Source organism: Rhodococcus sp. NPDC056516 (genome assembly GCF_042794655.1).
GTDB lineage: Bacteria > Actinomycetota > Actinomycetes > Mycobacteriales > Mycobacteriaceae > Rhodococcus_F.
Genome location: NZ_JBHTTG010000003.1, coordinates 64,277 through 87,190, shown reverse-complemented (window position 1 = coordinate 87,190; position 22,914 = coordinate 64,277). Strand labels below are relative to the sequence as shown.

The window sequence follows — 22,914 nt, the reverse complement described above, 5'->3', positions numbered from 1 at the left end:
CGATTCTCCGAAGATAAGCTGGACTAACCATCCAGAGCGATCGAGAGTCCTGGCTCCGTGACGTCGCAGCAACCCCCTCAGCTGAGGTGCGGGTGCTTTCTGCCAGGTCCGATGGAGGACTCGTGCCCGGCGATCGACCCCGTACCTCAGTGGGGACAGCAACTGTCATCGTGATCGTGGGCGGTGGCCCCCGCGGTACCGGCGTACTCGAGCGGATCCTCGCTCACGAATCGGTGGACGCCGATCCCACACCGATCGACATTCATGTTGTCGACCCGTATCCGGCAGGTGCCGGCCGTATTTGGCGAGGCAGCCAGGCGCCGCTCCTGTGGATGAATTCGACAACCGCAGACGTCACCATGTTCACCGACGAGACCACCGCAGTGACCGGTCCGGTACTTCCGGGTCCGACGCTCGCGGAATGGGTCGCCGAAAACTCGGCAGAGCTTGCCCACTTCCCTGAAATCGCGGCAGAAGTGCCGACCGTCACGCCGTCGTCGTTTGCATCGAGGTCACTACAAAGCCGATACCTGAACTGGGTGTTCCAGACCGCGGTCGACTCTGCTCCAGCGCACGTCGATGTTCAGGTTCATCGACGATCCGTGTTCGACATCGTGAACGTGGGCGAAGTACAGAATGTTCACCTGGACGACGGCGTTGTCATAGAGGCGACGGCCGTCCTTCTTGCACAAGGGCACCCGGATGCGTTGGCTGCACCGCGCGAAACCTCACTGAGCGGCTTCGCGTCGGAGCACGGGTTGACCTATGTAGGTCCGGGATACACCGCCGACCTCGACGCCGATGTCATTCCAGCAGGCGAGCCGGTACTGATCGCCGGACTCGGTTTAGCTTTCATCGACTGGATGGTTCTACTCGCCGAGAGCCGCGGCGGCGTTTTCGAACGCGGCGACCACGGCACCCTCACCTACGCTCCCTCGGGTCGGGAACCATTGTTGTATGCCGGATCTCGTCGCGGCGTGCCGTATCACTCCAAGATCTCGTACTCGATCGCTGACGCCCGGCCACCGCTACCGCGGTTCTTCACCGCTGATCTTGTTCCCGGCGACGGGCCTTTGGATTTCCGAAACGACATCTGGCCGCTCGCGTCGAAAGAACTGGCAGGCGCCCACTATCACGAACTGTTCGCCTCGCACCCGGATCGGACGGTGGGCACCTGGGAGGAGTTCGACGCCGAATTCGCCTCGCTGGCTTGGGGATCGCCTCGATTGCAGGAACTGGTCGAGAACGCGGTCCCGAAGCCGGAAGACCGTATCGATCTCGAACGGCTCAACCGCCCACTCGGCGGTGAGCGCTACGACGGACTTGCCGAGGTCCAATCTCGGATCACCGAATACATCTCGGCAGACGTCGCACGCCGGTCGGACCCGTATTTCAGCGCCGACGCAGCTGTCTTCTCAGCGCTGCTGTCGACGTACATGACTGTCGGAGAATTGTTGCGGCGCGGTAGAATCCCGGCCGAATCCGTAGCCAAGGACGTCGAGGGTTGGCTACATTCGTTCTTCAGCTTCATTGCCAGTGGTCCACCGCCCGAGCGTCTGGAACAGTTGGTCGCCCTCAACGAGGCCGGCATCGTCCAGTTCCTCGGGCCGGATTCGGTGTTCTCCACCGAGATCGACCCGGCAACGGGAGTTGGCGTCTTTGTCGCTCGCAGTGCGTCGCACACCGATATCGTGGCCGCGAACACCCTCGTCGAGGCACGCTTGCCGGTCGCTTCCATCAGCGCGAGCGGTGACTCGCTCCTGCGGACACTTCACGGGCGGGGCGAGGCGGTCGAAATACGTGCCACCGCCGACAGTGCTGCGAAGCTCGCGGTCGACGGCACGTCGCGAATTCTTCATCAGGACAACACTGCTCATCCCCGTCGCTTTGCTGCCGGGCCGTGGGTTGCCGGACACAACTGGTCGGCGGCGTTCCCTCGCCCGCGCACCAATGCAGGGTTCTTCCGGCACAACGACGCTCTGGCGGCGGAGATTTTGGGCGCTGCGCGCCTGTGAGCGGTTAAGGAGCCCAGAGACTCCCTAACCGCTCACGGGGGCTGTGCCCCTAGCTGAACACCAACTCACCCTCGTCAACCGCGACGGTGATGCTGCCACCCTCTTCGAGGAGATCGTCGAGCAGCATGTCGGCGATCTTGTCGTCGACCACTCGCTGGATCGAGCGGCGCAACGGCCGAGCCCCGAACTCGGGCTGGTGCCCGTGCTCGGCGATCCAGTCCACGGCGTCGGCGGTGAACTCGATCTCGATGCCCCTGGACTGCAACCGCTTCCGGCTGTCGTCGAGCAACAGATCAGTGATCCGGTGCAGTTGCTCGGTGTCGAGCTTGCGGAAGATCACGATCTCGTCGATGCGGTTGAGGAACTCCGGCCGCATCGATTCGCGCAACCTGGCCATCACGCGGTCGCGCAGTGGCTTCTCCGCCGACTCTGCATCACCCGTGGTGAAGCCGAGTCCACCGGACTTGCTCGAGATGATGTCCGAGCCGAGGTTGCTGGTCATGATCACGACGGTGTTCTTGAAGTCCACCGTGCGACCCTGGCCATCGGTCAGACGCCCATCGTCGAGTACCTGGAGCAAAGTGTTGAACACGTCCGGGTGTGCCTTCTCGATCTCGTCGAGCAGAATCACCGAGTACGGGTTACGACGCACTTGTTCCGTGAGCTGTCCTGCCTCGCCGTAGCCGACGTATCCGGGAGGAGCACCGACCAATCGGCTGACCGTGTGGCGTTCCCCGAACTCACTCATGTCGAAGCGCAACATCTTGTTCTCGTCACCGAAGAGTGTGGCAGCCAAAGCTTTTGCGAGCTCCGTCTTACCGACACCGGTAGGTCCGAGGAACAGGAAGCTGCCGACGGGGCGATCAGGATCGCTCATACCTGTCCGGCTACGACGCACCGCACGAGCGATGGCGCGAACCGCATCATCTTGACCGATGACACGACCGTGCAGTTCCTCCTCCAGACGGCGCAGGCGATCCTTCTCTGCCTGAGTCATCTGGCTGGCCGGAATACCCGTGGCGCGAGCGACAACTTCGGCGATCTGCTGAGCGGTCACGTCCGGAGTTTCCTCCGAAGGAACCGAGGATCCCGCCTTCTCGAGACGCTTTGCGACGCCGTTGATCTCGTCACGAAGGGTCGACGCCTTCTCGTACAACTCGTCGGCGACGGCTTTTTCCTTGTCGCTCTCGAGCTGCTCGAGACGCTGCTGCAGGGCAGCGGTGTCTACGGTGGCCGTCCTCAAACGGAGCCTGGCGCCGGCCTGGTCGATCAGGTCGATTGCCTTGTCCGGCAAGAACCTGTCGCCGATGTACCGTGCCGACAATTCCACCGCAGCGGTGATCGCCTCGTCGGTGTAGTGCACCTTGTGGTGATCTTCGTAGCGACTGCGCAGTCCGCTCAAGATGGCGATCGCGTCCTCGATCGACGGCTCTCCGACCTGTACGGGCTGGAAGCGCCGCTCGAGTGCGGGATCCTTCTCGATGTTCTTGCGGTATTCGTCGAGCGTGGTGGCGCCGACGATGTGCAGTTCACCGCGAGCGAGCTTGGGCTTGAGGATGTTTCCGGCGTCCATCGCGCCTTCGGCACCGCCGCCTGCACCGGCGATGGTGTGCATCTCGTCGATGAAGACGATCAGCTCGTCCTTGTGTGCGGTGATCTCGTCGATCACCTTGGTGAGCCGTTCCTCGAAGTCACCGCGGTAGCGGGTACCCGAGACCATGCTCGACAGTTCGAGCTGGACGATCTTCTTGCCCACCAACGATTCCGGGACGTCCCCGTCGACGATGCGCTGGGCCAGCCCTTCGACGATGGCAGTCTTGCCGACGCCGGCCTCACCCACCAGGACCGGGTTGTTCTTGGTACGGCGGGAGAGGATTTCGATGGTTTGTTCGATCTCGTCGGCGCGTCCGATCACCGGATCGACGCCGCCGTTGCGGGCACGATCGGTGAGATCGACGCCGTACTTGTCGAGCGTCGGAGTGGTGGACTCGTCCTCCACTGGACCGGCCGCGGGATTCTGAACAGCGGCCTGCAGTTTCTCCGGCGTGATACCGGCGGAAGCGAGCAGGCGACCCGGGACGTGATCGGGGTCACCGGCTAGTGCGATGAAGAGATGTTCGGGGTCGATGTACGTCGATCCCAGGGCTCGGGCCAGTTGATGTGCCTCGAGTAGAGCAGTTTTGACGGCGCTGCTGAGCGCGGGAGCAGAGTATGCACCCTGTTCACGGCCTTGTGGTAGTCGCAGGTCGACGGCGTCGACCACGGATTTCGGGTCGGCTCCGGCGCGCTGCATGAGCGTGCGGACCGGATCCTGCTCCGCCATGACGCGGAGAACGTGCAGTGCATCGAGATCCGAATCACCGCGAGCAGCCGCTACGCGTGCAGCGTCAGCCATGAGTTGCTGGGTGGCCCTGCTCATGAGCCGGGAAATATCGATGCGACCGGGACCCTCGGGCCCGAAGAATGCTGGCATTCCGAAGCCTCCTTGCAGAAAGTTGAGCGTTACTGACTCAATTAACGTGCATGGGGCTCGATCAATTCCCGCGGGCTCAGATTTGTTTCAACACCCTCGGGCCGAAGATCGTTCTCAACTACCGAAAGATCCGGTAGATCGACCGACCGGGTACGCCTCGATGTGCATGATCACCGACCCCTCGCAGGGACCACTCTTGATGTCGGTACGCCACGAACCCTTCAGGCTGCCATCGGGCTGAGGTGTGTAGTACGCGTCCGAGTGTGCCGGCGCCCACACCTTGGGTACACCCTCACCCTGGTAGCAATCCCACTCCCAGTCATAGGGGTGCACCCAACTGGTTCCGTCCCAGGTGTATTGCGCCGGCTGCGGCAAAGTCGGATTGGCGGGAGCCGGCCCGCCCACCACAGTGGCAACACACACTCCGCCCGAGCAGTCCGTCTCGAACGTGTACGTATCGGAGAAATCCGGCTCCCATTGGCCGGCGGCCAGACTTGTACCCGTCTTGGTCGCGGCGAAGCGCTTGAGCGAGTAATCACCGGACCAGTTCGCATCCGCCGCCCCCGCAGGCATCGCCCCTGCGACAAACCAAGCAGCAACCAGCGCAACCACCGACAATGACTTCCGCATGCGTGAAGTGAATCACAAGCGATGTCCGATTTGTCGGATACTGGCCACAAGAACACCGACCACGATGAGCACCAGCGCCACCAAGGGCAACGCTCCCGCACCCCTGTTCGCCAAGATCAGGCCGCCGACGACGCCACCCGCTGCGATCGCCGAATTGAAGATCGTCACGAAAACCGATTGTGCAGTGTCCACCGCGTCACCCGTCGTTTCCGCGAGCGCAGTCTGAAGGAGAGTGGGAGCGCCTCCGAATGCCACACCCCATACTGCAACGCTGAGTGCGATCACTGCGAAGTTCGCGCCGCCGACACCCAAGGCCGTCAAAGCTGCGGCAAAGACCACCAAGCTCAACACGGTGAGGCTTCGAAGCGCCCGGTCGACGAGCACCCCGACCACACCGATGCCCACGAAGGCGAAAAGTCCGAACACGAACAAGACGATTCCCAACCGATCGCCGAAATCGATGCGATCCAGGAACGCCGCCAGATACGTGTACACAATGTTGTGCGCGAGGATCCACAAGAACGCGACAAGGAGAATCGGTCGTACGCCCGGCAAGACCAGGACTTTCCGCACCGACAGCCGCCGATCCGCTTGTTGCCCGGGAAAGTCCGGCATCACTGCGAGTATCCACACCACCAGAAGTAGCGCAGAACCCGACATCAAGGCGAAGACGACGCGCCAATCGGCCAAGGTCCCGAGCCACGCCCCCATCGGAACGCCGATTGCCAACGCAATCGGCTGTCCGACTGAGGCAACCGCAACGGCCCGCCCCTGCAGGTGAGGGGGCGCCATCCTACGTGCATACCCGGCAAGCAATCCCCACACCACACCTGCCGCCATGCCCGCCAGGAACCGAACACCCAAGGTGAGAACAAGATTCGACGACAGCGCTGTCACCAGATTGAAGACACCGAACCCTACAATCGCCGACACCAGGACCGCGCGCCGTCGCAATCCCCGCGTCACTGCGATCAGCGGTACAGCCCCGACGACAGAGCCCAAGGCGTATGCAGTGACCAATTGCCCGGCGCCGGAGACAGATACGGACAGTCCTGACCCGATCTGCACCAGTAGTCCGGCCGGCATGGTTTCGGTTGTGATCGCGATGAAACCTGCCGTTGCGAGTGCCGACAACCCCGAAAGCGGTAGTGTCCGGACGGAATCGGTCTCCGCCAGTGCCGAAGTCGCAGTCCCGTCCGAAGTCACAGTCCCGTCCGAAGTCGCGCTCACCTCGTCGGTGTTTCGGGACTGCCTTCGCCCGACTGGCCGGAACGGACCAGTTCTGCAATCGACGCCCAGTCCATCTCGCCCTGACCGTTCGCCAGAGCCTGAGTGAGCACGCCCCGAAGTACGCCACCGAACGGCAAATCCAGATTGACGCTGTCGGCGGCGTCGAGCGCAAGCTTCAGATCCTTGAAGCCCAGAGCGGTGGTGAATCCCGCAGGCTCGTACTGACGCGTCGCGACGAGGTTTCCGTAGCTGGAGTAAACCGGCCCCGGGAAGATCGTGGAGGTCAGCAGTTCTACGAGTTGGCTTCCGTCCACACCTGACCTCTCCCCCAATGTGATTGCCTCACCCAAGGATTGAATCGCGGAGAGGATGAGGTAGTTGCCGATGATCTTGACGATGTTGGCCTGCTCCGGACGCTCACCTTGTGGCCAGGTGCGAGCCCCGATGACGTCGAAGAACGGCTGTACTCGTTCGAGAAGGGCACTGTCGCCACCGGCGATGATGTTCAACTGACCAGCCTGAGCAACAGAAACGCGTCCGAACACCGGCGCCGCGATGTAACCGATGCCGTGCTCGGCGTGCAGTGCGGCGGCGCGCTTGGCAAGATCGACGCTGACGGTGGCCATGTTGACGTGCACGGTTCCACTCGGAACGGATGCGAGTACGGCGGGATCCAGAATGGCCGTAGACACGGCCGAATCATCCGCCAACATCGACAGCACCACACCGGACTCGAATGCCTCGGCAACGGTTTTCGCGCCGGTCGCCCCTTCCTCGACCAGTTCGGTTACCGCTTCAGGGCTGCGATTCCACACCGTCACGTCAAACCCTGCGCCCATCAGATTTCGAGCGATGGGACGACCCATCGCGCCCAAACCGACCACGGAAACAGAAGTCATGGATTTCCCTCTCGAAAGTGTTGAACCATCTAAGACGGTTCAACACTCTCATACAGGTACAGTTGGTGTCGAACCGGTTGAGATGGTTCACCACGAAGGAGGGCGAAAGTGAACGAAGCAGGAGCTGATGAATCCGCTCGGGACGTCTTTCGACTCGACAACGACACGCTCGCGTTCCGCTTCACCGCCACCCTCACCAATCGAAACGGCTCGAGGTTCGAGCGACTCACGAGCCCGCAGCGGCTCGAATTATGGTTGCGCGCCAACGATCTGATGAACACCGCGGCAAGAGCAACGACAGACGACCTCCACGACGCGCAGGATTTACGTGAGTCCATTCATCGCATTGGAACCGCCGTGTGCGAGAACCGCCAGGCTTCACGCGCCGATGTCGCGATCGTCAACACCGCATCCGAACTCGGCAGCGCCCACCTCACCCTTTACGGCGGCCGAGCCCTCTGGAAATCGACCGGAGACAATCCGGTCCGCGACGCCCTGTCGATCGTGGCAGCCGACGCGATCGCGGTACTGGGCGGTCCCGACCGCGACCGCGTCAAAGCATGCCAAGGCGACGGGTGCACCGGCCTCTACGTCGATACCAGTCGCGGCAACAACCGACGCTGGTGCTCGATGAACATCTGCGGAAACAAGGCGAAGAAATCCGCGATGACCGCGCGCGCCGACTAGCTCATTTCACCTTCGCCGCCTCTCGATTTCACCGCTTCTCGATTTCACCGCTTCTCGATTTCACCGCCGCTCGATCCCACAGCTTTTCGATCGGGGTCGACAAGAGGAGAAGAAGCAACGGGAAGTACGACGTCACCGGGACAAGCACGCTGACGAGCAGTGCCACCAGCATTATCAGGACGGTGACGATCTCGGCCGTGAAATGCGGCTGTGCACTCTCTTCGCTCAACGACGGGTTGCGGACCAGACCCCACGCGACCACCGCCAGGCACGCAGCGCTGGCGGCCATCGTCCCGATGTAGAGAGCCCTGGTTCCCAGGTCCTGGGACGGCGCTGCAACCAGCGCCGTCGGGAAGGGCAAGAACACGATGGTCAGTACCCACAACCCCAGTCCGCGCACGACCACCTTGTCCCCGTCGATCACAAAGCGAAGTAGTCGATGCTGCGACCACCACAGGCGGAAGATCACCAGAAAGCTCAGGGCGAAGGAGCAGAATTGCGCCGCGTGCTCGCGCAGCAACTCGGACGTGGTGCCGTGGTGGTCGCTGGTCAATTCGACCAACGGCAGGACGAGCAGCGTGATCGCGATGGCAACTATCGCGTCGATGAAAGTGACGTAGCGCTCGAAGTAGCGGGTTCGTTCCTCGATCTCAGCCATTGCGGAAGCATAAGCCTCGCAACAAGAAACAGACCGGTGACGCCACTTTGCGAGAGTCGATATCCCGAAACATATAATTAACGAATCAAATTCGTTATACCTCTTGACCGAGCCCTCGGCCGTCCCCATACTTAACGAATCACATTCATTAAGTGACTCGCATCACGCCATCAGGGGTCGGTTCCGCCACCCCCTTCAGGACTTGGGGTTGCCCTAGTGCCAAACAACGCTTCTGCGAATACGAAGTCAGATCGGGTTCCACTCACCACCAACCGCGGTGTTGCCGTCTTCAGCATCGGCGTCATGGGGTTCATCACCGCGAACCTCATCCCATTGATGATCGTGGCAATGGTCGATGACCTCGGTGTCACCGAATCTGCCGCTGGTGCCGTCCTGACCGCGTCGCTGCTGGTCTGCGCGGGCACCTGCCTCGCCACCACGCGGATCGCATCGGGTCCGCGTCGTCACCTGCTCGGCCGCATCAGTCTGATCGCGATGGCGGCTGCATTCGGCGTCGCGGCCATCGCACCGACCACGGCAATCGCGTGTGCGGCGATCATCATCGGCGGCGTCGGCGCTGGTGGCTCCGCATCCGTCGGTGGCGCGGCATTGGCAGCGCTCACGAACCCGGACCGGGTATCAAGCATCAGCGGACTTGTGAATCGGGTCGTCGTCACAGCGGTCCTCGCTCTCATTCCCATCCTCGGCACACATATGACCAACGCCTTCGGCATCGTCGCGGTCCTGGCGCTTGCCACCGCCGCGACGGTGACCTGGTTGCCGTCATCCCCGGTGAAAGAGTCGCCGGAGACGACGAAGTCCGCCAAGGCGACCACAACTCTCCCCGCCGGGGTCAGCGCGAAACGACTCACTTTTGCCGGGACCGCCTTCCTCGCGATGCTCGCCGTCTGGGCGATCAGCGAGGACTCACTGTGGGCAGTACTCGGCATCATGGGCTCGGAGCACGCCGGACTTTCGGACCAACAGATGGGGCTCGCGCTGAGCGCATCAACGGCAGGTGGTGTCCTCGCGGCAGTTGTCCTGACCGCGCTGGGTTCCCGCGTCAGCCGGACAGTGTCGATCTCGGCACTCCTGATCCTCGGGGCAATTCTGAAGCTGTCGGCTTGCCTCGCAACCGATTCCACGATCTACCTCATCCTGGTGATCGCCTGGAACACAACCTACGCGGCAACGTTCATCGTCTTGGTCGCCATCTCGGCGGCCCTCGACGCCGCCGGCCGATGGTCCGCCCCACTGCTCGGTACCTACCTCATCGGTTCCGCGTTTGCGCCGTTGTTCGGCACTTCGGTGACTGCGAGCCTCGGCTATCCGACCTTCGGAGTCATCATCTCGGGGATCAGCTTCGTCTTGTTGGTCCCGTTCGCCTTGGTATCGCGGCTCTCCGCACGTACCGAGGGTGCGTATCGTCACCACAGCGCCGCCATCACTACTACCGTCATCGCGTAAGGATCACGTAGAAGTCATGAATGACAGCATCACTCACTACCGCAACGGAAAGATCTTCACGGCCGCCGAGGACGGGTGGGCCGAATCGATAGTCGTCGAGGGCCAACAACTCAGGTTCGTGGGCGAGACCGTCTATGCCGAAATCCTGGCTCCCGACGCCGAGGTGGTCGACCTCGAAGGTGCGGTCGTGCTCCCCGGTTTTGTCGACGCCCATACACATTTGGTCATGATGGGATTCGCGCTGCAGAAGCTCGATCTCCTCGATGCCACCGATCTTGCCGACATTCAGTCCAGCATCCGGCAATTCGCGGAATCGAGCCCGGACGCGCCGCGCCTGTTGGGTCGCAGTTGGTTGTTCTCGGCGCTGAACGGAGAGCACCCCACGCGAGAGATGATCGACGCCGTCGTACCCGATCGCCCGGTGTACCTCGACGCCAACGACGTACATTCGGTCTGGGTGAACACCGCAGCACTGCGAGAACTCGGCATCGACGCGGACACTCCCGATCCGATCGGCGGTCGTATCGGCCGGGATCCGGACACCGGAGAAGCCACCGGAATGCTGTACGAGACGGCCATGATGCTCTACGTCTGGCCGAAACTGGCGGAACTCGCTTCGGACGAGGACCGGGACGCCGCCCTCGCGCTCACGTTCCGCCACTATCTCGAGGACGGCGTGACCGGTGCGGTGGACATGGCCCTCGGCGCGGACGAATTGGCCGCGCTGGAAAGAGCTTTGGACGCCGGGAACGGCACTCTCCCGCTACGAGTCGCGGCTCACTGGCTGATGACCCGCGAAGACAACGAGGCCGACAACGTGCGGCAAGTTCACGAGGCCACCGAACTCCACAAACGCATCCAAGGGCCGTGGCTCCGCATCGCCGGAATCAAGATCATCATCGACGGAGTGATCGACAGCTGCACTGCCGCAATGAAAGAACCTTACTCCAACGGCACCAATGCCGAGCCTATCTGGGATCTGGAGTCCTTGATCCCGGTCGTGACCGCAGCTGACGCCGCCGGCCTGCAGATCGCCATGCACGCGATCGGCGACGAGGCGTCGGAAATCGGATTGACTGCACTCGAGTACGCGATCGCCGCCAACGGAGACATTCCCCGCAGGCACCGAATGGAACACTTGGAGTCCATCACGCGAGACAACGTCGAACGGCTTGCCCGCCTGGGCATCATCGCCTCGATGCAACCGGTTCACGCTGACCCTGCGATTCAGGAGAACTGGCAGGCGATGCTCGGCGACTATCGCGTGAATCGCGCGTACCCCTGGCCTGAATTCACCGAGGCCGGAGCGGTTCTGGCGCTGGGTTCGGACGCTCCGACGGCGCCTCACCCGCCGCTGCCGAACATGTTCATCGCCACCACCCGCCGATCCGCAATCGATCCGTCGCTGGCACCCAATCTGCCGAAGTACGCCCTCCCCCTCGCAGATGCGTTGGCCCACGCAACTCGTGACGCTGCCTACTCGTGCAGGTGGGAAGATGTGACCGGCCAACTGGTTCGGGGTAAAGCAGCCGATTTTGTCGTGCTGAAACAAGATCCGTTCACCGAAGGGGTCGATTCTCTCCTGACCACGGAGATCGCAATGACCGTGGTTGCCGGATCCGTGCGATACGACGCATCGGAAGTTGCGAACGCCGGAGCCGCGAACAGCGAACCCCGATAGCCGATCGTTACCAGTTGTTCGATAACGCAAACGCATATCCCGGCGACAGAACGAAGGAGGGACTTGAACACGTGAACCCATACTCTCTGGAGGACGCATGCGCAGGAAAGCTCCGATTTCGGTCGTCGCCGCGGCCATTGCACTGGTGACGGCCACTGCCCTGACGGTCGCCGGTTGCGGGTCGACCGAAGGAACACCTGAAGCGGCGAGTTCAACGACAGCAAGTTCGGCGGCGGCGTCTTCGACGGCAAGCGAATCCGAGACGACGGTAGCGAGTTCTCCCCCGCCACAATCGGACACCCGCACAAGCGCATCCATGACAGCAATCCCCGCTTCGGGTCCCTGTCTCGACGTCGGCTCTCCGCTCGTCACCGATGCCATCAGCACGCTGGGTACCGACGTCAACGGAGGTAACTGGATACCGACATCCTCGAGCGAGGAGCAGGTCGGTAATTGCCCTGACCTGCTCTGGATTTCGGTCGACGGCGACGGCGTCGGCGATGCTACGTATCAGACACACGTTCTGTTCTTCCGCGACGGAACCTACCTGGGCACGGCTACCAGTAAGCCGTATTCATACACACACGTCATCGACAGCAACAAGGATTCGGTATCCGTCCAATACCGATGGCTGCTGGACGACGACGCATTCTGCTGCCCCCAAGGCGGACCGAACATCGTGAACTTCACGTGGAACGGAAGCGCCGTGGTTGCCGACGGTCAGTTCCCGCCCTCCTGAACCTGTCTACGTACGATTCGGCTCCGAACACGACTGTGCCCCAGCAACAACGGTTACTGGGGCACAGTTTCTTCGAGCTACTCGCTGACGCTGTTACTCGCTGACGCCGAGTTCACGCAGGCGAGTCTTGTACAGCTCGATGTTGCCGAGCTTGATGTCCTCGTAGCCACGAACCACGTCCGGCAGCGCCGCGATCTCGACGGCGCGATCGTATCCGTCGGCGCCGAGCGTACGAGAGAGATCAGCGATCATGGCCTCGTACTCGGCGAGCAGTTCACGCTCGACCTTGCGGACGTGCATGTAGCCGAAGGGGTCGAGCTTGGTGCCGCGAAGCTTCTTGCCCTTGGCCAGAACCTTCAGTGCAACATGCGACTTGGGTCCGAGGCCGATCTTCTTCTTGCGACCCATCACTCGAAGGATCGGCGGGTGGAGCTTGTAGGTCAGGTTCTCCCCGGCCGGCACCTGCGACTTGACGTCTTCGATGAAAGCGGGGTCGACCAGCATACGAGCAACTTCGTACTCGTCCTTGTACGCGGTGAACTTGAACAGGCCGCGGGCAACCGCTTCGCTGAAGTCGGTCCGCTCGGTTGCGGCACGCTCGGCAGTCCAGACTGCCTGCACCTGATCGATGTAACGCTGGGCGATCTTGACGGACTGGAACTCGATGAGCTGCGCAGCACGCAGCTCCACCAGTCGCAGGGTTTCACCGGTGAAGGTGGTTCCGGCGAACATGTGAGCCGGTGCGACAACGGGTTCGCGGACGGACTTGGCCGGCGTGGTGACGGCCGAGAATGCAGCGGTGTCGGCAATTGCTGCGCGACCCCAACGGAATGCTGCGATGTTCGCGTCCACGGCAACGCCGTTGATGCCGATCGCTTCTTCGATGGCCTCGGCCGGCAGACGAAGTCCGCCGCTCTGGTAGGCCGCACCGATCAGCAGGAAGTTGGCAGCTGCGGTGTTACCGAACAGCTCCTGCGCCGCTGCGAGGGCGTCGAAGGAACGCAGGGTGCGCGATACCTTGTCGAGGCGCGCGAGGAGTGAAGTCTCCTCTGGGTAGCGAACAGCCTTGTCGTAGACCATGTCTCCGGTCGGCGTCTGCGACGTCGACGCGATGGAGACCGTCTTCTCGGAGTTGCCGTAGTCGAGGTTCTTGTTGTCCGTCGCGGTCAGCAGGTCGAATGCGACGATGCAATCCGCACTGCCAGGGGTGAGGCGGTTGGACGGCTCGAGCGCGCTGGAGCTGAAACGCAGGTGCGAGACGACGGGCCCGGCCTTCTGGCTCAGTCCGATCTGGTCAAGGCTCTCCACCTCGAGGCCTGCGCGCAGTGCCGCCGTTGCGAGCACCTGGTTGACGGTCACGATGCCGGTGCCGCCGATGCCTGCCAGGAAGACGTTCTGCGTGGTTGTCAGCGGGCCGAAATCAGGATCTGCGACGACCGGCGGGACGGGACGTGCGGCCTTGGGAGCCTTCTTGCCCGGTACCAGTTCGACGGTCACGAACGACGGGCAATCGCCGTCCATGCAGGTGTAGTCGGTGTTGCAGGACGTCTGATCGATCTTCGTCTTGCGGCCGTACTCGGTGTCCACGGGCTGGACCGAGAGGCAGTTGGACTTGACGCCGCAGTCACCGCACCCCTCGCACACTGCCTCGTTGATGACGACGCGAGTGTTGCGAGTGGGCAGCGTGCCGCGCTTGCGCTGACGACGAGCGTCGGCCGCACAGTGCTGGTCGTAGATCAGCACTGTGACGCCCTTGATCTCGCGAAGCTCCTTCTGAGCCTCGTCGAGGCGATCGCGGTGCCAGAGCTTGGTTCCCTTGGCCAGTGCGCGCTTGTTGTGACGCGAAGGCTCGTCGGCGCAGATGATGATCTGCTTGACGCCCTCGGTGGTCAGCTTGTGGCTGAGTTGAGCAACGGAGAGGGCACCTTCCGCGTCCTGCGCTCCGGTCATCGCCACTACCTCGTTGTAGAGCAACTTGTAGGTGATGTTCACGCCTGCAGCGATGCACGCCTGGACAGCCAACTGACCGGAGTGGAAGAAGGTGCCGTCGCCGATGTTCTGGAACAGGTGAGGCACGTCGGTGAACGGTGCCTGCCCGATCCACTGGCTGCCCTCGCCGCCCATCTGCGTCAGACCGGTGACAGCGCTGTCCTCACGGCCGGACATGGTGACGAGTGTGTGGCAACCGATTCCGCCGCCGCCGATGGAACCCTCGGGGATAGCGGTGGAACGGTTGTGGGGGCACCCGCTGCAGAAGTACGCGGTTCGCTTGGCGGAGAGCACGTTCAGCGACAGCGGCGCCGGGAGGGTGCGCTTGAGCTCGACGTGCGGCTTGAGTACGCGGCGCAACGGGGCCAGCAGTCGACCTGCGGTCAGCTCACCGCTGGCAGGCATGAGCAGACGGCCCTGGCCGTCGCGCTTGCCGATGATGCGTGGGGCATCGTCGGTGCCGTACAGGACTTCCCGGATCTGCGCCTCGATGAACGCGGTCTTGTCCTCGACCACGACGATCTGCTCGAGACCTTCGGCGAACTCGCGAACCTTCTCGCCCACAACGGGATAACACATGCCGATGCGGAGGAGGCGGATACCGGCACGGTGCAGCGCGGCGTCGTCGACACCGAGGTCTGCCAGCGCCTGGCGAACGGAGTCGAAAGTTGTCCCGGTGGCCGCGATACCGATCTTCGCACCGGACGGGTTGACCTCGATGACGTCGAGATTGTTGGCAGTTCCGTACGCGTGCACCAGATCCCATCGCGGGCCGTACAGATCGGCCTCGGCGATGACGCTGTCCGGCGGCGCGGCCATCTGACGCTGCTTGTAGACGAAGGGCTTGCCCTCGAACTGCACCTCCGGAACCACGATGTCGAAGTCCGCGATGCTGCCGTCGATCGTCCAGGCACCGTCGGCGACGTCGGCGACGATCTTGAGCGCCACGACACAACCGGACACACGCGAGAGTGCAACAGCGTGCATACCCATCGTGATGATCTCTTCGGCATTGCGCGGGAACAGAACCGGTACACCCATCGCAGCAAGCGAGCGCTCACTGACGGCAGGAACCGTAGATGACTTCGACGCCGGGTCGTCGCCCACCAGGAGGACGACGCCGCCCTTGGGGTTCACGCCGTACATGTTGGCGTGGCGAATGGTGTCGGTAGCGCGGTCGACGCCGGGGCCCTTGCCGTACCAGACGCCGGTCACGCCGTCATGGGTCGCGGTTCCTGCGGGGAGGTCCGTCTGGCTTCCCCACACCGCGGTGGCAGCAAGTTCCTCGTTGAAGCCGGGAATGAAGGTGATGTCGTGTTCTGCGAGTACCTTCGGCATGCCGTGAAGCATCTTGTCGACGCCGCCGAGCGGGCTGCCCTGGTAACCGGACACGAAGGTGGCAATACGCTTACCTGCCCGAATGTCGCGAACGTGCTGCTCGACGAAGCCGCGTGCAATTGCCTGAACACCGGTCAGCAACACCGGTCCCGATCCCGACCGGTACCGATCATCGAGGTCATAGGGCTTGGCCTGGGCTACGCCCGACACCAGTTCAGTCATCGTGGACCACCGTTCCGTCTGCAGTGCATTTCAACTACCGTGCATTTTCAACAACCGCGTAACTCGATCTGTTCAGATGATCGTGGTCGAGGTATGTGAAAGCGTCAACAGAGGCTTGTTCAACTATTCAAATTGACAATTTGTGAGCCAAATCACGTGACCTAGGTCATCGAATCAATCAGTTGGAGACCCGTTCGTGGCGATACGGCGAAACGGACATAAAACGTTCCCGACAATGCAAACCGAAAACATCCTTGACATTGACGCAACGTCAACTTGCATGCTGAATGAGCACAACCGATCCGAGAGTAGGAACTACACGTGAGCGAATGGTCCATCCAAGAACTCGCCAAATCCGCCGGTACCACCAGCCGAACGCTGCGTCACTACGGCGATCTCGGGCTCCTGGAACCGAGCCGCATCGGCGCCAACGGCTACCGCTTCTACGACGAAGACGCCCTGGTGCGGTTGCAGCGCATCCTGCTGCTCCGAGAACTCGGACTCGGATTGCCGGCCATCGCCGAAGTCCTCACCGGTGAACGCGACACGGCCGCCGCGTTGCGTACCCACCTCGAACTTCTCGAGCATGAGCGCACGCGGATCTCGAGACAGATCGAATCGGTCAACAGGACCTTGAACAAGACGAAGAAAGGTGAATCACTCATGCCGGAAGATGTTTTCGACGGGTTCGACCACACCCGATACAAGGACGAGGTCATCGAGCGTTGGGGCAAGGACGCCTACACGAGAGGGGACAACTGGTGGCGATCGATGTCCGAGCAGGACCGAAAAGCGCATCTGCAGAACCAAGCTGACATCGCAGAAGCATTCGGCACCGCAGTGACAGCCGGTCTGTCCGCGGATAGCGACGACGTCCAGTCGATTACCCAGAGACAGTTCGAGTGGATAAAAATCGGTTGGCAGGGAAGGACTCCCAGCGCCGACGCCTTCACCGGACTCGGGCAGATGTACGTCGACGACCCTCGCTTCACTGCAAACTACGACAAGTACGGCGAAGGCACCGCTGTGCTGGTCCGTGACGCGATGAAGGTCTACGCCGAGCGCAACCTGCACTAGCCGGTAGTCAGTCCTGCCCGCTGCCGAGTAGGTTGTGTCGGTGCGCTGCCGCGACGGCCTCTTCGCGGGAATGCGCACCGAGTTTGCGATACAGGGCTCGCAGGTGACTCTTCAACGTGTTGTTGGATACGAACAACTTTCGCGCTATCTCACCGATCGGGATGCCGAGACCGAGTTCCACGAGAACGTCCATCTCCCGCTTCGTCAATTGGACTCGAGCGATCACCGCTGGATACATCTGCGGCGCTTCGGATTCGAGAAAGGCCGCGACGGCACTGCTCGAGCCCTCGGCCCGCTCCTCGAGTCGCCTGATCAGATCCCGCGGTATCGTCGCCAGCGCCGACAGGACACCCGAGGTTTCGAGCAGTCCGCGAGCCTGCTCCCATGGACGCGCGGCAGCGGCGATTGTGCCCAGTTCGCCCAGCGCTGCGCATTCGATCAACAGCGATTCGAGACGATTTCTGGTGAGATACTCTCCACTCCAGTCAATTTCACGGCACAATTCCAATGCCTGTGCCGGCGCTCCGGTCAGTAGATGCGCACGAGCGACAGAAACCGTGACAACAGCAAACGTGTGCGCGGCAGCAACTGCTTCTTCCAGTGCCTTCGCACCCTCCCCGGACGCCAAAAGAAGATCGATGCGTGCTGCGGTGAGAAGTGCGTCACCGAGCGATCGTTCACACGGATTCACGTGACCATGCGTAGCCACTGCACGCTGCAATGAAATCAGGCCCGAGAACGGGTCTGATTGCAGCAGTGCGAATCTCGTGTACGCGTAGGCGGCAAATGCCCAGAGATCCCCTGGCGGCGTGATCTCGGCGAGCACGTCCATCGCGGCAGCGCCCGCAATCCGGTCCACGCTGTCGTACGCCACCAGTGCACGCGCGATCGCTCCGCCCATGTGCGAAGGTGGTCCCAACCATCCCGAAACGTCCGGGTGCATGCTTTCGACTTGAAGCCACTCTGTCGCGTGTGTGACATCGCCGATCAGCGCGGAGTTGAGCGCAGCGTTGCCTGCGGCGTGCCGCAGGACGAACTCCGGACCGTGCTGCACGGCGCCGTGATACGCGAGCCGCAATTCCACCGCGGCATCACCGAGGTCACCAGTCAACTGGTGCGAGACTCCCCAGATCAGCCGCAGGGCGGGCAGTTGAGACCCCAACGCGCTCAACGATTCTTCGCCGAGTCCGTACACGACGTGCGCCAACTTGCGTGTGATGTCGGTTGAGCGCTGGTACTTTCCGGACGTTCTCAGTACGACGGATTGGACGGTCCCGACGTTCAACAAACTGCATGCTTGCGAACTACCGCCTATTGCGCGCAACTCCGCAGGTTCCGTCGGTAGCGAATCGCCGTTCATCAACTGTGGACGAAGGCGTGATTCGAGTAGGTCACGCCCCACCAGGATCGAGGGGTTCTCGGCCAAGACGTCACTGGGAATCGATTGCAACGCCGTTCGAATCAGTCCAGTGTGATCGACCAAGAGGTCGGCCCAGTGCCGTTCGAGTATGTCGAGCGCGCGAAGCCACTGACGACCGTCCATCGCGTAGCGGACCGCACTGGCGAAATCCGAAGTCGCGAGAGCGTGATCGACGAGCATCGGAAAGGGGTCTTCGAATCTCGCCCCTTGTTCGGACCGTATCCGTATGAGCGCCAATCGAACTGATGGCGCAAAATACCAGGCCGGCTCCCCGGCGCGGCCGTCCCGGAAGATGAGTCCGAAAGACTCGAGCACGTCGAGTTTGCCCGTCACGTCAAGGTCGTCGGACACGACGGCCGCGATCGCAGGTGTGACCGTGCGCGCGGCGGCGATCGTCGTCGTGAAGTCGAACAGCTCGAGCGCTTTGCCCGATCGAGGAGCGGTGCGACTGACGTAAGCGAGGATCGCCTGGTCCACCCGCTTCTGAACGCGTTCACGCCCGCGATTCGGTTCACTCAGCCCCGCAACCGCGCTCAGAGCAACCTTCATCAGAACAGGGACACCCGCAACGCGTTCGCAGATCGAATGCACGATGCCGGACGGAAGGTGAATCCCGGCGTCCGCAAACAGAATCGTGGACTCGTCGAGTGTGTATCTGAGGTCGTTCATGCAAAGGTACTCGTCCACGCGCACACCGTCGAGCAAGTCCGTTGCAGATCGATCCTGGAGCGTGACAATCACTTTCAACCCGGGCAACCGCACGATCAGGTCAACGAGTTGGTGCCCCACCTCGTCTCCCTCGACCAGGTCGATGCGATTGAACACCAACACGAACGGCGTAGCCGAGGAGTGGAGAAGTGATTCGACGGCTCCGACCGGATCGTCGAGGATTCGTGGCGGAGCCTTCAGCGATTCCAGCGAATCCTGAATCAGGGCGAAAGCCGAGTTCCAGTAGTCGACGGGAGTCATCCGTTTCGACGGTGCCGGCACCCACACAACCGGTCTACTCGGCACCGTCCCGAGAGTTGTCAACCACAAGGCCGCGAGTTCGGTCTTGCCGAACCCTCGGGGCGAGTCGATGACCGTCAACCCCGCGGGGCGCTCCATCAAAGCCAGGAGGCGAGGGCGTACCGCGGTCGGTCCACGACCCGCGAGACGCCGATGCAGCGAGCCCGTTCCGCGCGGGTTTCGCTTTGCTCGGGATAGCTGTGATCGATTTGAAGGGGACGTCACGATTTTCGGCCAGTGAGCAGCCGAGCCCCACCGAATTCGAGATTTCGTTCGAGAACCGAACTCACAGCCTGTCCACCCATAACGAACAACATAGACAGAATCTGCACGACACGCGAGGGCCGTGCGTCTCAAAAACTCGTCCGTTTTGTCTCAATATGTGGGCTCGATCACTATCGACGATTATTTGCGGGAGAGTGACTGCGGCCTGCAGGATCTGACATATCATGCCCGCGTGTCGATCAATTCCGCCCGCATTCGCGTGTCGACCGGATCGGTCGACCCCGCAGATGCCGACGACTTCTGGCGCGACGCGACGCGTCCGTTCTTCGTCACCGAACCGGTGGGTGCCGACACTCCACTCGAAGGCTCGATATCCGCTCTGCCCATCGGGACCTCGCTGATCGGTGAAACTACGTTCAATGCACAGAAGTACACCCGAAACAAAATCGTCATCGCCGAGAGCGGACTCGACGATCAGTACATGATCCAGGCCGTCCTCGACGGGCAGGTGAGTGGTAATGCAGAGGGGGTAGATTTCGTCGCCCGCCCAGGGGACGTCACGTTCTTCGACCTAGGGCGGACCTGGACCGCCGCCGCCGAAGCCGAGGCGACAGGGCGCACCATCACGCTCCTCGCCCCGCGCTCTCTCGTCGAGGCCGAGTCGAAGGGTCGTTCCCTCCACGGAACGGTCCTGCGCGGAGTTCCCGCCTACGTTCTCGCTCAGTGCCTGCAATCGGTCGTACTGGCGCTGCCGCATCTCGACCCCGATGCTGCGGCCGGCTACGAGGACGTCGTCGCTTCACTTCTCCGCGTCAGCTTGGGTATCGCCGAGCCCGACTTGTTGCCGCGGCCCGATCACTCTCTCCGCGATCGTGCCTACGCCTACATTGCCGAGCATCTCTCCGAGACCTGGCTGGGGCCGACGACCATGTGCGCGGCCTTGTCGGTCTCCCGGGCCCAGCTCTACCGCGCGTTCGCGTCCGACGGCGGAATTGCGCTTGTCATACGGCGCAAGCGTCTCGAACTCGTGTATCGCGAGTTGACCCGAGCCGAGATGCCGAACGAAACGATCGAAGCGCTGGCGCAGCGTTGCGGCTTCACGTCCAAGTCCCAGTTGGCGCGCGCGTTCAAGGACTTCTACGGGATGACCCCGAGCCAGGCACGCACAGACGGCAGACGCACGATCGGAGACCCGTCGATCTCGCGTCTGCACCGCCGCCTCGAGTTCTTCAGCCCTTGAATCGCAATACTTCACAGCCCCGCGATCGTGCCTGTGTTCTAGTTGATCCATGAGCTGGGTCGACAAGGAACTGAGTCTGGCCGCGCTCACCGGCGCCGTCACAGGTGTCGCCGTGATGATCCCGATAGTCGGCGATGGAGCTTGGTCCTGGGTAGGACTGTTCATACCTGCCTTCATCGGAGCACTAGTCGGGCTGATTGTCGGCTCGAGCGCTGTTGCAGGCGGGCGCTGTGCGCTGAGCACAGGCCGGAGATGGCCGGCGCGCACAGTCCACCGCTGGAAGCATCGGTTCGCGGCGTATTCGACAATGGCGGTGGCGTTACTGGTGGCCACAGTGTTCATGGCGGCTGTCATCGCTACGGGTGACCCGGTGCGAGATGCCGGAGGGTTCCCGACGTCCTTGATCGTACTGGCGGTCATCGCCCTGGTGACGTACGTGTTCTCCTACGTGCTCGCCCCGGCCCAGGCCTCGGAAACTCCGTAAGTAACTCTGCTTCATCACAATTCAGCAGATCATTTCAGCTGGAAATGAACCGAAGAACAAGCTGTTCGATGCCTTCCGATATGACCTTGGTGAGGGCGGTGAAGTCGTTCGACCAACGTTGAATGTCCAAGCTGCTCATTGATTTCCTCCGGTCAACATCCCGCTGCCTGTGACCACATGACATATGCGAGGCATCGGTCGCGCACTGGAAATATCTGCCAGAAAGCGGTTTCCGTTACCGCTGGGCCCACCGAACAGCGACACCTGTTCCTGCGAACCCTGGTACTGCAGATGCCGTCGAACGGTTGCAACAACGCCATGCAGAGTTCGAGCGAAAAGCGCTATCCACCAAAAGTATTAGCTCGAAAGGACTACGATCCACGCGACTTCCGGCACATCAAACGGTCACTTCTTCGACCGGCTTCTCCTCGTGGGTCGCGGCGCCGAAGACTGCCACGGCGACGGCACCGGCGATCGCCCCGACAAAGCCGACGACGGCAAGCCATTCCAGTCCCGGTCGCGACGCGTCACCGAGTACCACGACGCCGACGATTCCCGGAACAACCGTCTCGCCGACAACCAGAGCCGCCGTCGCTCCGTTGACGGACCCCAGCTGCAGCGCGACCGTGTGCAGATAGAAACCGCCCAGGCCCGAGACGAGGATTGCCCACCCGGCCGGATCGCGGAGCATCGTGCCGATTTCGAACGGATCGATTCCGTAGACCACGCGTACGGCAATGGCCAGACAGCCGAACAGCACACCCGAGATCAATCCGGCGACAACTGCTGCGCGTGAACCCAACCATCGGATCAAACCGATGCCGATCGACAAGATCAACGCCGAGCCCACCAGGACGCCCCAGTGGACGACGTCATTGGAACTCCCGCCGCCCGCGTGACCCGACGACAAGCCGAGCAGCAGGAGCGATCCGATCACAGCGGCGATCGCGAACCAGTCGCGGCGATGCAGCTGGATGCCCAGGACCACGGTCCCCAGCACCGCCGTGATGACGAGATTGGCGCTGACCACGGTCTGCGACAAGAACAATGGAATGAGCCGCGCGGAGATCGCACTACCGGCGAATCCGACCGCATCGAGCACGGTGCCCAGAATGAACGACGCCGTCAGCGCGGCTGCGAACGTCGACCGCAAGGTCGGGCCACCCGACGCCGTCACGTGCCCGGACTCGCCCCGCTGCTCGGCGGCTGCTGCCGACTTGCGCGCACCGTACGCCTGCAGCACCGACGCAACGCCGTATCCGACACACGCCACGATTGCGGCTATCAGTCCGATCAGCATCGAAAGTCCACACGAAGTTCCAGAGCAATGGTCATAGACGTAAACCCTGCCCTATTTCCCCAGTCCTGACATCACCCTCAGGTATTCGAACAAGTGCTACCCGAGAAGTACACCGACCAACCCTGACCGGTA

16 protein-coding genes are annotated in these 22,914 nt (G+C 62.2%); 8 read left to right on the top strand and 8 right to left on the bottom strand.

Annotated features, from left to right (window positions below):
• Positions 1–122 precede the first annotated feature (122 nt).
• Positions 123–2,015, top strand: a complete 1,893-nt coding sequence (locus ACFQ6Y_RS09665) for an FAD/NAD(P)-binding protein (protein WP_378631500.1) — start codon at positions 123–125, stop codon at positions 2,013–2,015.
• Positions 2,016–2,064: 49 nt separating this feature from the next.
• Here ACFQ6Y_RS09665 and ACFQ6Y_RS09660 read toward each other — a convergent pair whose 3' ends face one another.
• The 4 genes from ACFQ6Y_RS09660 to ACFQ6Y_RS09645 all read right to left on the bottom strand — a co-directional run bounded on the left by ACFQ6Y_RS09660 (position 2,065) and on the right by ACFQ6Y_RS09645 (position 7,247).
• Complete coding sequence (locus tag ACFQ6Y_RS09660) at positions 2,065–4,488, bottom strand: ATP-dependent Clp protease ATP-binding subunit (protein WP_378631498.1); 2,424 nt, start codon at positions 4,486–4,488, stop codon at positions 2,065–2,067.
• A gap of 114 nt (positions 4,489–4,602) precedes the next feature.
• On the bottom strand, positions 4,603–5,118 hold the full coding sequence (locus ACFQ6Y_RS09655) for a hypothetical protein (protein WP_378543081.1): 516 nt from the start codon (positions 5,116–5,118) through the stop codon (positions 4,603–4,605).
• Between the two features lie 12 nt (positions 5,119–5,130).
• Positions 5,131–6,324 carry an MFS transporter gene (locus ACFQ6Y_RS09650; protein WP_378631495.1) on the bottom strand — a complete coding sequence of 398 codons (1,194 nt, stop codon included), beginning with the start codon at positions 6,322–6,324 and terminating at the stop codon, positions 5,131–5,133.
• A gap of 20 nt (positions 6,325–6,344) precedes the next feature.
• Complete coding sequence (locus ACFQ6Y_RS09645; RefSeq protein WP_378631492.1) at positions 6,345–7,247, bottom strand: NAD(P)-dependent oxidoreductase; 903 nt, start codon at positions 7,245–7,247, stop codon at positions 6,345–6,347.
• Positions 7,248–7,355: 108 nt separating this feature from the next.
• Here ACFQ6Y_RS09645 and ACFQ6Y_RS09640 point away from each other — a divergent pair, with 108 nt between their 5' ends.
• Positions 7,356–7,934: a CGNR zinc finger domain-containing protein gene (locus ACFQ6Y_RS09640; protein WP_378631489.1), complete on the top strand. Its 579-nt coding sequence runs from the start codon at positions 7,356–7,358 to the stop codon at positions 7,932–7,934.
• Positions 7,935–7,962: 28 nt separating this feature from the next.
• Here the strand turns inward: ACFQ6Y_RS09640 and ACFQ6Y_RS09635 are convergent, their stop codons facing one another.
• Positions 7,963–8,592, bottom strand: coding sequence for a TMEM175 family protein (locus ACFQ6Y_RS09635; protein WP_378631486.1), 630 nt, complete (start codon positions 8,590–8,592; stop codon positions 7,963–7,965).
• A gap of 216 nt (positions 8,593–8,808) precedes the next feature.
• Here ACFQ6Y_RS09635 and ACFQ6Y_RS09630 point away from each other — a divergent pair, with 216 nt between their 5' ends.
• The 3 genes from ACFQ6Y_RS09630 (at position 8,809) to ACFQ6Y_RS09620 (ending at position 12,479) form a co-directional block, all read left to right on the top strand.
• On the top strand, positions 8,809–10,059 hold the full coding sequence (locus ACFQ6Y_RS09630; RefSeq protein WP_378631484.1) for an MFS transporter: 1,251 nt from the start codon (positions 8,809–8,811) through the stop codon (positions 10,057–10,059).
• A gap of 16 nt (positions 10,060–10,075) precedes the next feature.
• Positions 10,076–11,740: an amidohydrolase gene (locus tag ACFQ6Y_RS09625; RefSeq protein ID WP_378631481.1), complete on the top strand. Its 1,665-nt coding sequence runs from the start codon at positions 10,076–10,078 to the stop codon at positions 11,738–11,740.
• Between the two features lie 97 nt (positions 11,741–11,837).
• Positions 11,838–12,479: an LppP/LprE family lipoprotein gene (locus ACFQ6Y_RS09620; RefSeq protein ID WP_378631479.1), complete on the top strand. Its 642-nt coding sequence runs from the start codon at positions 11,838–11,840 to the stop codon at positions 12,477–12,479.
• A 93-nt stretch (positions 12,480–12,572) separates the two neighbouring features.
• Here ACFQ6Y_RS09620 and ACFQ6Y_RS09615 read toward each other — a convergent pair whose 3' ends face one another.
• Positions 12,573–16,028: an indolepyruvate ferredoxin oxidoreductase family protein gene (locus ACFQ6Y_RS09615; protein WP_378631478.1), complete on the bottom strand. Its 3,456-nt coding sequence runs from the start codon at positions 16,026–16,028 to the stop codon at positions 12,573–12,575.
• Positions 16,029–16,349: 321 nt separating this feature from the next.
• On the opposite strand from ACFQ6Y_RS09615, the gene ACFQ6Y_RS09610 reads away from it, so the two are divergent.
• Positions 16,350–17,105 carry a MerR family transcriptional regulator gene (locus ACFQ6Y_RS09610; protein WP_378631477.1) on the top strand — a complete coding sequence of 252 codons (756 nt, stop codon included), beginning with the start codon at positions 16,350–16,352 and terminating at the stop codon, positions 17,103–17,105.
• Between the two features lie 7 nt (positions 17,106–17,112).
• Here ACFQ6Y_RS09610 and ACFQ6Y_RS09605 read toward each other — a convergent pair whose 3' ends face one another.
• Entirely contained in the window at positions 17,113–19,632 is a 2,520-nt protein-coding gene (locus ACFQ6Y_RS09605; protein WP_378631476.1) for a response regulator transcription factor, read from the bottom strand.
• A 358-nt stretch (positions 19,633–19,990) separates the two neighbouring features.
• On the opposite strand from ACFQ6Y_RS09605, the gene ACFQ6Y_RS09600 reads away from it, so the two are divergent.
• Both ACFQ6Y_RS09600 and ACFQ6Y_RS09595 read left to right on the top strand, forming a co-directional pair.
• Positions 19,991–20,998, top strand: coding sequence for a helix-turn-helix domain-containing protein (locus ACFQ6Y_RS09600; RefSeq protein ID WP_378631475.1), 1,008 nt, complete (start codon positions 19,991–19,993; stop codon positions 20,996–20,998).
• Between the two features lie 49 nt (positions 20,999–21,047).
• Positions 21,048–21,482, top strand: a complete 435-nt coding sequence (locus ACFQ6Y_RS09595; protein WP_378631474.1) for a hypothetical protein — start codon at positions 21,048–21,050, stop codon at positions 21,480–21,482.
• 397 nt (positions 21,483–21,879) lie between these two features.
• Here the strand turns inward: ACFQ6Y_RS09595 and ACFQ6Y_RS09590 are convergent, their stop codons facing one another.
• Positions 21,880–22,782, bottom strand: coding sequence for a hypothetical protein (locus ACFQ6Y_RS09590; RefSeq protein WP_378543051.1), 903 nt, complete (start codon positions 22,780–22,782; stop codon positions 21,880–21,882).
• Between the last annotated feature and the right edge of the window lie 132 nt (positions 22,783–22,914).

Coding starts and splice junctions, on each gene's coding strand:
- ACFQ6Y_RS09660 (WP_378631498.1), bottom strand. CDS start 4,488: ATGCCAGCATTCTTCGGGCCCGAGGGTCCCGGTCGCATCGATATTTCC.
- ACFQ6Y_RS09655 (WP_378543081.1), bottom strand. CDS start 5,118: ATGCGGAAGTCATTGTCGGTGGTTGCGCTGGTTGCTGCTTGGTTTGTC.
- ACFQ6Y_RS09645 (WP_378631492.1), bottom strand. CDS start 7,247: ATGACTTCTGTTTCCGTGGTCGGTTTGGGCGCGATGGGTCGTCCCATC.
- ACFQ6Y_RS09635 (WP_378631486.1), bottom strand. CDS start 8,592: ATGGCTGAGATCGAGGAACGAACCCGCTACTTCGAGCGCTACGTCACT.
- ACFQ6Y_RS09625 (WP_378631481.1), top strand. CDS start 10,076: ATGAATGACAGCATCACTCACTACCGCAACGGAAAGATCTTCACGGCC.
- ACFQ6Y_RS09620 (WP_378631479.1), top strand. CDS start 11,838: ATGCGCAGGAAAGCTCCGATTTCGGTCGTCGCCGCGGCCATTGCACTG.
- ACFQ6Y_RS09615 (WP_378631478.1), bottom strand. CDS start 16,028: ATGACTGAACTGGTGTCGGGCGTAGCCCAGGCCAAGCCCTATGACCTC.
- ACFQ6Y_RS09605 (WP_378631476.1), bottom strand. CDS start 19,632: ATGGAGCGCCCCGCGGGGTTGACGGTCATCGACTCGCCCCGAGGGTTC.
- ACFQ6Y_RS09595 (WP_378631474.1), top strand. CDS start 21,048: ATGAGCTGGGTCGACAAGGAACTGAGTCTGGCCGCGCTCACCGGCGCC.
- ACFQ6Y_RS09590 (WP_378543051.1), bottom strand. CDS start 22,782: ATGCTGATCGGACTGATAGCCGCAATCGTGGCGTGTGTCGGATACGGC.